The organism is Paraburkholderia sp. EG286B (assembly GCF_040965655.1).
In the GTDB taxonomy this organism is placed as follows: domain Bacteria; phylum Pseudomonadota; class Gammaproteobacteria; order Burkholderiales; family Burkholderiaceae; genus Paraburkholderia.
Map to the genome: position 1 here is coordinate 240,081 of NZ_JBFRCF010000011.1, position 12,395 is coordinate 252,475.

The 12,395-nt window shown below is 63.6% G+C and carries 11 protein-coding genes; 4 read left to right on the forward strand and 7 right to left on the reverse strand.

The features are described 5' to 3' along the window. Positions 1-356 precede the first annotated feature (356 nt). Both AB4Y42_RS24660 and AB4Y42_RS24665 read left to right on the forward strand, forming a co-directional pair. Positions 357-902: a sigma-70 family RNA polymerase sigma factor gene (locus tag AB4Y42_RS24660; RefSeq protein WP_324159364.1), complete on the forward strand. Its 546-nt coding sequence runs from the start codon at positions 357-359 to the stop codon at positions 900-902. After that, the gene (locus tag AB4Y42_RS24665; protein ID WP_368695625.1) at positions 899-1,540 is read left to right on the forward strand and encodes a DUF1109 domain-containing protein; all 642 of its coding nucleotides are present in this window, start codon (positions 899-901) and stop codon (positions 1,538-1,540) included. Before AB4Y42_RS24660 ends, AB4Y42_RS24665 begins: the two co-directional genes overlap by 4 nt. 33 nt (positions 1,541-1,573) lie before the next feature. Here AB4Y42_RS24665 and AB4Y42_RS24670 read toward each other — a convergent pair whose 3' ends face one another. The 5 genes from AB4Y42_RS24670 to AB4Y42_RS24690 all read right to left on the reverse strand — a co-directional run bounded on the left by AB4Y42_RS24670 (position 1,574) and on the right by AB4Y42_RS24690 (position 7,821). After that, positions 1,574-2,881, reverse strand: a complete 1,308-nt coding sequence (locus AB4Y42_RS24670; protein WP_368695626.1) for a chloride channel protein — start codon at positions 2,879-2,881, stop codon at positions 1,574-1,576. Positions 2,882-3,009: 128 nt separating this feature from the next. Beyond that, positions 3,010-3,756 carry an SDR family NAD(P)-dependent oxidoreductase gene (locus AB4Y42_RS24675; protein WP_368695662.1) on the reverse strand — a complete coding sequence of 249 codons (747 nt, stop codon included), beginning with the start codon at positions 3,754-3,756 and terminating at the stop codon, positions 3,010-3,012. A 216-nt stretch (positions 3,757-3,972) separates the two neighbouring features. Continuing rightward, positions 3,973-4,968: an aldo/keto reductase gene (locus tag AB4Y42_RS24680; RefSeq protein ID WP_368695627.1), complete on the reverse strand. Its 996-nt coding sequence runs from the start codon at positions 4,966-4,968 to the stop codon at positions 3,973-3,975. A gap of 216 nt (positions 4,969-5,184) precedes the next feature. Continuing rightward, positions 5,185-6,549 (reverse strand): C4-dicarboxylate transporter DctA, encoded by a 1,365-nt coding sequence (gene dctA / locus AB4Y42_RS24685; protein WP_368695628.1) that lies wholly within the window; start codon positions 6,547-6,549, stop codon positions 5,185-5,187. 105 nt (positions 6,550-6,654) lie between these two features. Next, positions 6,655-7,821, reverse strand: coding sequence for a mandelate racemase/muconate lactonizing enzyme family protein (locus AB4Y42_RS24690; RefSeq protein WP_368695629.1), 1,167 nt, complete (start codon positions 7,819-7,821; stop codon positions 6,655-6,657). Positions 7,822-7,959: 138 nt separating this feature from the next. Here AB4Y42_RS24690 and AB4Y42_RS24695 point away from each other — a divergent pair, with 138 nt between their 5' ends. Both AB4Y42_RS24695 and AB4Y42_RS24700 read left to right on the forward strand, forming a co-directional pair. Then, positions 7,960-8,889: a LysR substrate-binding domain-containing protein gene (locus AB4Y42_RS24695; protein ID WP_368695630.1), complete on the forward strand. Its 930-nt coding sequence runs from the start codon at positions 7,960-7,962 to the stop codon at positions 8,887-8,889. 138 nt (positions 8,890-9,027) lie between these two features. Continuing rightward, a complete protein-coding gene (locus AB4Y42_RS24700) occupies positions 9,028-9,930 on the forward strand; it encodes an NAD-dependent epimerase/dehydratase family protein (protein ID WP_368695631.1) in 903 nt (300 codons plus the stop codon). Between the two features lie 62 nt (positions 9,931-9,992). Here the strand turns inward: AB4Y42_RS24700 and AB4Y42_RS24705 are convergent, their stop codons facing one another. Further along, positions 9,993-11,234 carry a cystathionine gamma-synthase family protein gene (locus AB4Y42_RS24705; RefSeq protein WP_368695632.1) on the reverse strand — a complete coding sequence of 414 codons (1,242 nt, stop codon included), beginning with the start codon at positions 11,232-11,234 and terminating at the stop codon, positions 9,993-9,995. Positions 11,235-11,330: 96 nt separating this feature from the next. Continuing rightward, complete coding sequence (locus AB4Y42_RS24710; protein WP_368695633.1) at positions 11,331-12,317, reverse strand: GNAT family N-acetyltransferase; 987 nt, start codon at positions 12,315-12,317, stop codon at positions 11,331-11,333. Between the last annotated feature and the right edge of the window lie 78 nt (positions 12,318-12,395).

The following is a 12,395-nucleotide window of genomic DNA, read 5'->3' on the forward strand; positions in this document are numbered from 1 at the left end:
TCGCGTCGAGAATAAATTCGCGCGGCCGGGGCGGCTAAAAATAAGTCGCCGAGGCTGTAACCCAACGGGCATGGCGAACGAACTACCCGCAACGGGCGCACGCTCGCGTTACGCGAAAGAGGCAGAAGGTGGGTTTGACCAGCACATGGGCGGCGATGACGGAAGGGGCGACGCCCGGCGCGCGCGCCGGGGCAGCGCATGCCGTTGCGGGGCGCGAAGCGTTCGGCTACGCTCACGCGAACAGACGCGAAAGCGGTGGCGTTCGTAATCAGTTTGAAAGCTCGTCATTGCAAGACCCGGCGAGCACCATGCCCGCAAGCCCGTTAACCATTCGTCGCGACCATCCAGGACGACCTTTGCACTCCGCGGAAACCCGTCTCAAAGCGCTTTTCGTCAGCGGCCTGGAAGGCGACGCGCAAGCGTATCGCGACTTCCTCGAGGAACTCACGCGCCATTTGCGCGGCTACCTGCGCCGCCGCATCCCGCAGTTGCGCGACGACGTCGAGGACCTCGTGCAGGAGATCCTGCTGGCGGTTCACAACGCGCGTCACACATGGCGCCCCGACGAACCACTCACGGCCTGGGTGCACGCGATCGCCCGCTACAAGCTGATGGACTTTTTCCGCTCGCGCGCACGCCGCGACGTGCTCAACGACCCGCTCGAAGATCACACCGATCTCTTCGCCGCGCCCGACGACGAACCCGCGCAGGCGCGCCGCGATATCGGCAAGCTGCTCGAGCAGTTGCCCGACAAGCAGCGCCTGCCGATCGTCCACGTGAAGCTCGAAGGGCTTTCGGTCGTGGAAACGGCGAAGCTCACGGGACTCTCCGAATCGGCGGTCAAAGTGGGCATTCATCGCGGGTTGAAGGCGCTTGCCGCGCGCATCAGGGGAGCGCGATGAAAACCGACGATCTGATCAACCTGCTCGCCGCCGGCGATGCGCGCGTGGACCGCAAGGCGGTGCTGCGCCGCTTCGCGCGGGCGCTGGCGCTCGGTTTTGCGGGCTCGGTCGTGCTGATGAGCGTGGTGTTCGGCGTGCGGCACGATCTCATGAGTGTCATGCACACGCCGATCTTCTGGGCGAAGGTCGCGTTCCCGTTGTGCGTCGCGGCCGCTGCGGCGCTCGCGGTCAGCCGCCTCGGGCGGCCGGGCCGGCGCGGCGGCTATGCGTGGGCGCTGGTGGCGCTGCCGTTCGTCGCCGTGCTGGCGGGCGCATGGCTCGCGCTGGCCGACGCGGCACCCGCGCAGCGCATGCCGCTCGTGATGGGCCTCACATGGCGCACGTGCCCGTTCAATATCGTGCTGCTTTCGGTGCCCACGTTTGCGGCCGTGTTCTGGGCCGTGCGCGGTCTCGCGCCCACCCGCCTGCGCGCGGCGGGCGCGGTAGCCGGGCTCTTTGCGAGCGCGCTCGCGACCATTGCGTATTGCCTGCATTGCCCGGAGATGAGCCCGGCGTTCTGGAGCGTCTGGTACGTGATCGGCATGTTGTTGCCCGCCGGCATTGGCGCGTGGCTGGGGCCGCGGCTGCTGCGCTGGTAGCGGCGCGTGCCGATCAACTGACGTGAGCGCGCTTCACTGCTTCAGGAAGCGTTGCGCCAGGGCTTCGTACAGCGGCGGAGCGAATAGCCTGGAAACCTGGCTCGACACGAGCGCCGTCGCCATCAACGAGATCACGAGCGCATGCCCGTCGATCATTTCGATGACGATGACGAATGCCGTAATCGGGCTCTGCGTGACGGCGGCCAGATAACCGACCATGCCGAGCGCGATCAGCATCGGCAGCTGCATCTGCCCGAACACCATGTGCAGGGCATTGCCGATGCGGGCGCCGATCGCCAGCGACGGCGCAAAGAGGCCGCCCGGCGTGCCCGGCAGATACGAGCCCACCATCGAGGCCATTTTCAGCACGGGATACGCGACGCCGAGCTGCGAATGACCCTCGAGCATGCCGCGCGCTTCCGCATAGCCGCTGCCGAACAGATTGCCGCCGCTCGCCACGCCGATTACGGCGATGAACAATCCGCACACGGCACCGAACGCCACGGGCTGTTCCTTTCGGAGAACCAATAAACGGGCGGGCATCCATCGCTCGGTGTTGAGCAGCAGCCAGCAGAACACGCCGCCCGCGAGGCCGGTAATCACGCCGACCAGAATGACGGCGACCGCGAGCAGATCGGGCAGATGACTGCCGATGGCGATGGTGCCGAAGTAGACATAGTTGCCTTGGAGCGCAAGTGAGACGATGCCCGAAAAGATGATCGCCGCGATGATCACGCCACTCGTTCGCGCCTCGAAGCTGCGCGTGAGTTCCTCGATGGCGAAGACCACGCCCGCGAGCGGCGCATTGAACGCGGCAGAAAGGCCTGCGGCGGAGCCCGCGAGCGCGAGCTTGTATTCGAGGCCAACCCCATACATGCTGCGCAGCCGCGCCGGATAGAAGCGCCGGAGGCTGTACATCAGCGCGGCGCCCACGTGGATGGTCGGCCCTTCGCGGCCGATCGTGAATCCGCCGACAATGGCGAGGAACGACAGGGCGATCTTGCCGATCAGGATGCGCAGCGTGAGCAGGCGCGGGCCGAATTTGCGCACGTCGTGCAGCGTTGCGATGACCTGCGGGATGCCGCTGCCCTCGGAACCCGGAAACCAGCGGCGCGTGGCCCAGACGCAGAATGCGCCGATCGCCGGCGTGATGACGAGTGGCAGCCACCGGTTGTGGCCTGTCATCTGCACAAAGAGCGAGTAACCGAAGTCGACGAGCCGCGCATACACGACCGCGACGAGCCCGGTCGCGATGGCGCCGAGCCAGAACACGCCGAAATACAGCCAGCGTCGCCGGCTGCGCAGGATCGTGCGGCTGTCTACAAGGTCGGAGACTCGCATGAAGCGGCTGGGCCAAACCCCTCGTTCCGAAGCGTTGCCGGTCGTGCCGCCGCCAGGGCGACATGACCGGTCTTCGGGAGAGTAGCACGCACGCGTTTTTTCGCGCCAGCCGGTTTCACCCACCCGCCTTAGCGCAGGCCCCCGCTGGCGACGATATGCTCGCCCGTCAACCATTTGGCGTCGTCCGATGCGAGGAATACGACGGCCGAGGCGATATCGTCCGGCTGGCCCAGGCGTCCGAGCGGCGTCTGGCTGACCGTATGGCTTTCGAAATCCGAGCCGATGACGCCGGCCGCGTGGGTGCCCTCTGTCTCGATCATGCCAGGATTGATCGCATTCACGCGGATCTTGCGCGGTCCCAGTTCGCGTGCGAGCACACCCGTGATCGCATCCACGGCGCCCTTCGTGCCGCTATAGACAGCCGTTGTCGGCGGCGTAACCGTCGTCGCGACCGAACTCACGTTGATGACGCTCGCACCCTCGCCAAGATGCTTCACGGCCGCCTGCGTGGTGAGCAGCACGCCGAGCACGTTCGTGTCGAACTGCTTGCGGTATTGCGCCTCCGTGAGCTCTTCGATCGGCGCGAACTCGTAGACGCCGGAGTTGTTGACGAGGATGTCGAGGCGACCGTAAGTTTCGACGGCCGTGCCGATGATGCCTTGCGCGTCGGCCGCTTTCGACACGTCGCCGCCAACGGCGACCGCCTTGCCGCCAGCCGCGGCAATCGCGCTCACGACCGCATCGGCGCCCGCCTTGCTGCTCGCGTAGTTCACGACCACCGAAGCGCCTTCGGCCGCGAGGGCCTTGGCAATCGCGGCGCCAATGCCTTTCGACGCGCCCGTGACGACCGCCACCTTGCCTGCAAGTTTGCCCATCATGTTCTCCTTACCGTAAGTCGCAGCATCGAATGGAACCGGCGTCTAGACTCGTATGAAGCCATCAGCCGGCGATCACCACGAATCTAAAGGTCGGCGCCGCCGCGATAAAGCGGCCGGGCGCGAATTGACTGGCAGGATCAGCCGAACAATCGGGGCGCAGCAAAATGGAGTAAGCGGGCGCAGAAATTCCAGCGGCCTCGACCGCAAGGGCTTTTACCAGCGCTGGTGGACGTGAGGCGCGATCAGGCGTTCGTAAACGTCCCGCACGCGTTGCATCGCCGCGCCGGAGAGCGGCGCGAGGTTCGCCGCCGAGACGTTCGCCGCCGCCTGGGCCGCGTTCTTGCTGCCCGGAATGATGACGGAGACGGCGTCCTCCATGAGTATCCAGCGCAGGGCGAGCTGTGCCATCGAGGCGTCCACGGGTACCAGGCCGCGCAGTTCATCGACCGCCTTCAAGGCGACGTCGTACGGCACGCCCGAGAACGTTTCGCCCACGTCGAATGCCTCGCCATGGCGATTGAACGCACGGTGGTCGTCTGCCGCGAAAGCGGAATCGGCGGACAATTTGCCGGTGAGCATGCCGCTGGCAAGCGGCACTCGCGCAATGACCGCAACGTTTTTCCTGAGCGCCTCGCGGAAAAACAGCTCGGCAGGACGTTGACGGAACATGTTGTAGATGATCTGCACCGAAACCACGTTGGGATATTCGATCGCCTTCAGCGCTTCCTCCACCTTTTCGACCGAAATGCCGTAAAAGCGGATTTTGCCGGCGGCGACAAAGCTGTCCATCGCGTCGAACACCTCGGGGCGGTAATAGACCTCCGTCGGCGGGCAGTGCAGTTGCACGAGGTCGAGCGTGTCCACGCCCAGGTTCGCGAGACTCCGGTCGATGAAGCCTTCGAGTTCGCGTTTGTTCAGATAGCCGCTGGTCACATGCGGGTCGAGCCGGCGTCCGAGCTTCGTCGCCACGATGGGACGTTCGCCGCCGCGTTCGCGCAGCACGTCCCGGATGATGCGCTCCGAGCGGCCGTCGCCGTAGACGTCGGCGGTGTCGATGAACGTGACGCCGTGATCGAGCGCGGCGTTCAGCGCGGCTCTGGCGTCGTCTTCGCCGACGCTGCCCCACGAGCCGCCGATTGCCCATGCACCAAAGCCGATTTCGGACACATTCCAGCCGGTCCGCCCAAATTTTCTCTTCGAAAGCGTCATTTGCGTGCTCCTCCTGGGGTTTGCGCAGTTGTCTCGCAGGCGTTGCAATTGCCTCTGCGCCCGTAGTGTAGCTGGCTGTTTGCCGCGCTGCTGACGTGCTGTCGGTCAACGGCTACTTCGAGCCAACGATTCGGGCGTAAGCGGGTATCGGCAGATCGCTATCGTGGCAACTCAGGCAGACCGAAGCGAACACAAGGCAACCCCAAAACATTCAATTCACAGATGGTTTTCCACCAGCCCCCTTGAGCCAGAAACCGGCTCGCCGCTGGGCAAAGACATGTCACCGGCACCCGCCGCCTCCCCAAACTCAACCTCGACCTCCCCATTCAAAACCGCCCGAGCCCGCGCAACATCCATCGCACCTTCCCACCGTGCGACCACAATCGTGGCCACGCCATTACCGATCAAATTAGTCACAGCACGAGCTTCATTCAAAAAGCGATCCACGCCCAACAGCAGCACGAGCCCGGAAACCGGAATCTTATGCATCGAAGCAAGCGTCGCAGCGAGCGCAACAAACCCCGCTCCGGCCACCCCGGCAGACCCCTTCGAAGTCAGCAGCAAAACGCTCAGCACGACAAGCTGATCGAGCAACGAGAGATGAATGTTCATCGCCTGCGCGACGAAGAGGGCCGCCATCGTAAGATAAATCGCCGTGCCGTCCGCGTTGAACGTATACCCAGTTGGCAACACCATGCCGACAACCGGCCGCGAACAGCCGAGGTTCTCCATCTTGACGAGCATCTGCGGCAGCACGGCTTCGGTCGACGCCGTGCCGAACGTGATCAGGATTTCGTCGCGGATATAGCGGAGATACTTCCACAGCGAAAAGCCGCAAACGCGCATGACGAGCCCGAGCACCACCACGACGAAGACAATCGACGTCACGTACAGACAAAGCATCAGCTCGCCAAACGACGCCAGCGTGCCGAGCCCGTACTTCGCGATGGTGAACGCCATGCCGCCAAACGCGCCCACGGGCGCGACATACATGACGATACGCACGACGCCGAACATGCCTTGCAAGAACATGTCGAGCATATCGACGAGCGGCGCGGTACGCGGGCCGAGCTTCGCCAGCGCAATGGCGAACAGCACCGAGAAAAAGATGATCGGCAGAATCTCGCCGTTCGCAAACGCGCCGACGATGCTGTTCGGCACGATGCTCATGAGGAACCCGAGCGCCGTGTGATCGTGGGCCGCGTGCGCGTAGCTGGCGATCGCCGAGCTATCGAGGTGCGCCGGATCGATGTTCATGCCGCTGCCCGGCTTGATCACGTTCACGACGACGAGGCCCACGAGAAGCGCGATGGTCGATGCCACTTCGAAGTAGAGCAGCGCCTTCACGCCTACGCGGCCCGCCTTGTGCAGATCGTTCATGCGGGCAATGCCCACGACCACCGAAGCGAAGATGATCGGCGCGAGCGCCATGCGGATCAGCTTGATGAAGAGGTCGCCAAGCGGTTTGAGATCGGCTCCGATATCCGGATAGAAGTGGCCGACGAGAATGCCCGCCAGGATCCCGATCAAGACCTGTATGTAGAGCTTCGAAAGATACTTTTTGAGTTTCGAGGGCCGCATGTCTGTCTCCTGAGCATGGCGCCATCCAGGTGAATTCCGGCGACCGCCAACCGCCATGCGTGCAGCGGTTGTGTTTCCGGTCGCGCTTTTCTCTTCGCTGCGGCGTCAGCCCGCGAGCTTCTGCATTTCCGCAAACAGATCGGCCTTGCCCTCGAAGCCGATACCGGGCAGGTCGGGCATCGTGATGTAGCCGTTGTCGACCTTCACGCCATCGGGGAAGCCGCCATAAGGCTGGAACAGGTCTGGGTACGACTCGTTGCCGCCGAGCCCGAGACCCGCCGCGATGTTGAGCGACATCTGATGGCCGCCGTGCGGAATGCAGCGGCTCGCGGACCAGCCGTGCTGATGCAGCATCTCCAGCGTGCGCAGATATTCGACGAGGCCGTAGCTCAACGCGCAGTCGAACTGCAGCCAGTCGCGGTCGGGACGCATGCCGCCGTAGCGGATGAGGTTGCGCGCGTCCTGCATCGAGAACAGATCCTCGCCGGTCGCCATCGGCTCGTCGTAATAGTTGCGCAGCGTCGCCTGCAATTCGAAGTCGAGCGGGTCGCCCGGCTCCTCGTACCAGAACAGGTCGTATTGCGAGAGCGCTTTCGCATACTGGATCGCCGTGTCCAGATCGAAACGGCCGTTGGCATCGACAGCCAGCTTCTGGCCGTCGCCCAGCACGCTCAGGATTGAATCGATGCGGCGCAAGTCCTCGTCGAGCGACGCGCCGCCAATCTTCTTCTTCACGACCGTGTAGCCGCGGTCGATATAGCTGCGCATTTCGTCTTTGAGCTTGTTGTGGTCCTGGCCTGGGTAGTAGTAGCCGCCCGCCGCATACACGAAGATCTTGCGGTCGGGCTGGCCGTTGCCGTAGCGGTCGGCGAGCAACTGGAAGAGCGGCTTGCCTTCGATCTTCGCCACGGCGTCCCATACCGCCATGTCGATCGTGCCGATCGCAACCGAGCGCTCGCCATGGCCGCCCGGCTTTTCGTTGGTGAACATCGTCGCCCAGATCTTGTGCGGGTCGAGGTTGTCGCCCGCGTCGTTCACGAGCGAGGCGGGATCGGCTTCGAGAATGCGCGGGATGAAGCGCTCGCGCATCAGCGTGCCCTGGCCATAGCGGCCATTCGAGTTGAAGCCATAGCCGATGACAGGCTTGCCGTCGCGGATCACGTCGGTGACCACGGCGACGAGGCTGAGCGTCATCTTGCTGAAGTCGATATAGGCGTTGCGGATCGAGGAACTGATCGGCACGGTTTTTTCGCGGATTTCAACGATTCTCACGGGTGTCTCCTGGTGGCACGGCCAGCATGCGCGGTCGTTCTCGCGGTCGTTCGCGATGCGCTGGCTGTGGGAGACGCTAGGTTATGCGCCCGGATCGGCACTATGATTCACTTGTTTTCACATCTTTATTAACTCACGGTGAAGAATGACCTGACCTCCTACCTGGAGTTTTTCGTCCTGCTCGGACGTTACGGAAACCTTTCAAGCGTTGCGCGCGATATGGACATCACGCCGCCGGCGGCGACCAAACGGCTCGCGCAGCTCGAGGCGCGCCTGGGCGTGCGCCTCGTCAACCGGACCACCCGCAGCGTGAGCCTGACCGCCGAAGGCGAGACCTTCCTCCACTACGCGACGCGCATCCTTGCCGAAGTGAAGGAGATGGAAGATGTGGTGTCGTCGAGCCGCTCCGTCACGCGCGGTTTGCTGCGCGTGAACGCGACGCTCGGCTTCGGGCGCACGACGATCGCGCCGCTCGTTTCGGAGTTTGCGAGGCGGCATCCGCATGTCGAAGTGCAGCTCGATGTCACCGACCGGCCGATCGACCTCGTCGAAAGCGGCGTGGATCTGGCGATTCGCTTTGGCGAACTGCCCGACAAGCGGCTCATTGCGCGGCGCATCATGACGAACCGCCGCTTGCTGTGCGCGTCGCCGCGCTATCTGGAGACGCAGGGCACGCCCGCAACGCTCGGCGATCTCGCCAACCATCAATGCATCGTGCATCGGCAGAACGACAACGCTTACGGCATATGGCGCCTCGAGCGCGGCGGCGAGGCACATTCGGTGAAGGTCCACGGCATGCTGTCGAGCAACGACGGCGATATCGTGCTCGGCTGGGCGCTCGACGGGCACGGCATTCTGCTGCGCTCGGAGTGGGACCTCGCGAAGTATCTGGAGAGCGGGCGCTTGCGCGTCGTGCTGCCCGAGTTCGTGCAGCCGCTGGCCGATTTGTTCGTGTACTACCCGAACAAGCGCAATCAATCGGCGCGTGCGCGAGCGTTCATCGATTTTCTGGCGGAGCGGTTCAATCGGCACGCTGCAGTGGCTGCGCCCGCGCAATCGGGCGCGTAAAGCCCTTGTTTGTCTACTCGCGCTGCAGACAATCCATCCGGCTGGAAAGCGAGCGGTGGTCATTACAGCCGGCCAATGTTTGCGGTAACGTGCGCGTTTGCAGAGGCTGGTATGACGCCACGAACAGGAGAGAGACAGATGACAAAGCGAGTGATAGTGACCGGCGGCAGCGGCCTTGCCGGCAAATGGGTGGTCGAGAACCTGGTCGCGCACGGCTACGAAGTGTTGAATCTGGACCGTGTGCCCATGCCGAAGCGCACCGCGCGCACGCTGGTCACGGACATCACCGACGCGGGCCAGGTTTTCAATGCGATCGCCTCGACTACGGCGCCGGTGGAATTCGCCGACGACCTCGAGCCGAAACCGATCGACGCGATCGTTCATTTCGCGGCGATTCCTCGCATCATGTTGACGACCGATAACGAGGTCTACCGCATCAACGTGATGGGGACTTACAACATTCTCGACGCCGCTGCGAAGCTGGGGGTCCGCAAGGTGATCCTGGCCTCGAGCGAGACGACTTACGGCGTGGTGTTCGCCCACCGGCATCGCGATCCGGCGTACTTTCCGCTCGACGAGAACTATCCGGTGGATCCGATGGACAGCTACGCCACCTCGAAAGTGGTCAACGAAGTGACCGCCAAGGCATTCCAGGCGCGCACCGGGTCGGACATTTACTGTTTTCGCATCGGCAATGTGCTCGATCCCGAGGACTACGCGAAGTTCTCCGCGTGGCTCAAGGACCCCGCGCTGCGCAAGCGCATTGCATGGAGCTATATCGACGGGCGCGACCTCGCCAACGCATGCCGCCTCGCCATCGAAACGGACGGCCTCGGCTTCGAGATCATGAACGTCGCGGCGGACGACGTGTCGTCCGACTTGCCGACCCAGACGCTGCTGGATCGCTACTATCCGGGCGTGCCGGTCAAGAAGGCCCTCGGCGAGTTCGAGACGCTGCTCAGCAACGAGAAGCTCAAGCGGCTGCTCGGCTGGCAGCAGCAGCACTACTGGCGCGACGAGGCAAAACGCTTCAATCCGTAAGCGCTGCAAACGCACGGGGCCAGCGAGTGCTGGCCCTGTTCACGACATCGACGCTCCCGGCGTTATGCCGCCAGCTTGAGCGCTTGCGAGAAGTCCGCGATCAGGTCGTCGATATCCTCGATGCCCGCCGACAGCCGCAGCATGCCGTCGGAGATGCCCATCGCCTTGCGCGTCTCGGCACCGGCTTCGAAAAAGATCGTCGGCGCGACGGGAATGATGAGTGTGCGCGTGTCGCCGAGGCCGGTCGCCTTGATCGGCAGTTCGAGCGCGTTGACGACGTCGATCATGCGCTCCGCGTTGAGCAGTTCGAACGCGAGCAGCCACGACGCGCCCTTGAAGAGCGCCTGGGCAACCTCGTATTGCGGATGGCTCTTCAAGCCCGGGTAGAACACCTTGCCGATGGCTTCGTGGCCTTCGAGAAACTGCGCGAGCGCGAGCGCATTGTCGCTGCTTTGCTTTACGCGCAGGGCGAGCGTTTCCGCGCCCATGGCGATGGCGTGCGCCTGCTCGGACGACAGCGATGCCCCCATGTCCCGCAGGCCCTTCTTGCGGATCTGCAGGAGCCCCTGATCTTTCGCCGCCGAACGCCGATAGTCGTCGGCGATGTTCGGATACGCGCTCCAGTCGAACAGGCCCGTATCGGTCACCGCGCCGCCGAGCGCGGCGCCATGGCCCGCGATGGTCTTCGTCAACGAGTTGATGACGAGGCTCGCGCCGACCGCCTTCGGCTGGAACAGGGCGGGCGAGGTAATCGTGTTGTCGACGACGTAGACGATGCCGCGCTCGCGGCACAGCTCGCCGATGCCTTGCAGGTCGGGAATCTGCGTGCCCGGGTTCGCGATGGTCTCGACGAACACCATGCGCGTATTCGGCTGGATGGCGTTCTTCACGTTTTCGGCGTCGCAGGCGTCGACGGTCGTGACTTCCACGCCGAGCGTGCGCAACGTGCCGAACAAGCTGTTGGTGTTGCCGAACACATAGCGGCTCGACACGAGATGATCGCCCGCGCGCAGCAGCGTGAGGAAGGTCGCCGTGATCGCAGCCATGCCGGTGCTGAAGCAGACCGTGCCGGTGCCGCCTTCCAGGCTCGTGATCTTGCGCTCGAGCGCGGCCGTCGTGGGGGTGCCTTGCCGCGCGTAGTTGAAGCCGCCTTTTTTCGTGCCCTGAAACACGCCGATCAGGTCCTCGACGCGCTCGAAACCATATTGCACGGACGTATGAATCGGCTGGCGCACGCCGCCGTGCTCGGTGCCCGCGATCCTGTCGCCGTGAACGATGCCAGTGGTGAAGCCTTGCTTGCTCATGCTTACTCCGTTTCCCAAGTCGATTGCGTTTGGCACATTATCGCCTGTAACGCGCGTTGCCGGCAGCGGGGACGCACCGGGCCAATCCGGCGAGCGCTAACGCAGTTCGGACTCCGACGGTTCCAGCACGCTGCGCAGCTTGCCGAGCAGCCAGTTGACGAGCGCGTTGTTGTGCCGATAGTGATTCCAGGTGGGAATCTGGCGGGCGCCCAGAATGCGTTTGAACTCATAGGACGTCGCGCCCAGTTCGATTTCCTCGTAGCCTTCGCGAATGCCGAATTCGACCGTGCGAATGAACATGGCGAAGTACAGGCCGTATTGCTGGCTCTTGTCGTAGTCAAGCCCGATGTAGCGGTTGACGAGATGCCGTCCCTTGCCGATCAACTGGGTGAAGCCGATCAGCTCGTCGTCGAGAAAGTACAGCAGATAATGGCTCAGGCCGCGGGTATTGGCGAAATACTCCGGCGTGAGCTTCTCGAACTTCAACTCGGCTTTTTGCCAGGTGTTCAGATAGAGCGCATACACTCGGGCGACGAGGTGATCGGGCAGACCCGCGCATTCTTCATAGCGCAGCGCGGCGGCCTTTTTCAGCTTGCGCTTGAGCAGGTTTCTGCGGTCGCTCTTCATGGCCTGGTAGTAGTCCGGGCCGATCGACAGCACCGGCACGGGCAGGCCTTTCGCGGCCACGAAGCCGCGCAGCGGCAGGTCCTCGGCGAAACCCTTGTACGCGAGCAGGCTCCCTTTCTTCGCAAGCGCCGTGCTGATGGCCGCGAGCGTCTCCTGCGAGACTTCGCCCTCGATGCGGCCGGCATCGACGGTCGGATGCCCGATACAGGCCAGCTTGAGGCGGATCCAGCTCAGGCTGTGCTTTAGCCAGCCACTGGGCAGCAGCGTGTTGAGCCGGAAATCCATCACGAAGTAGGGCGCCACGGTAACGAGCGCGTTGTCGCGGTACACGGCGAAATAACCGAAGCTGAAATCGTCCAGCCGGGCCGTCTGAAAGGCCTGGTAAAACTCCGCTCCCTCCGGCTCGTCGCGCAGAAACCCCTCTGGCGGAGCGGCCAGGTCCTCGATGTGCAGCATGGATAGCGGTCCCTTTTTTCTGTTTGCTTTGTCGACTGCCCAACGTCGGGCACCGATTGTCGGCGATCTTCGCTTCGT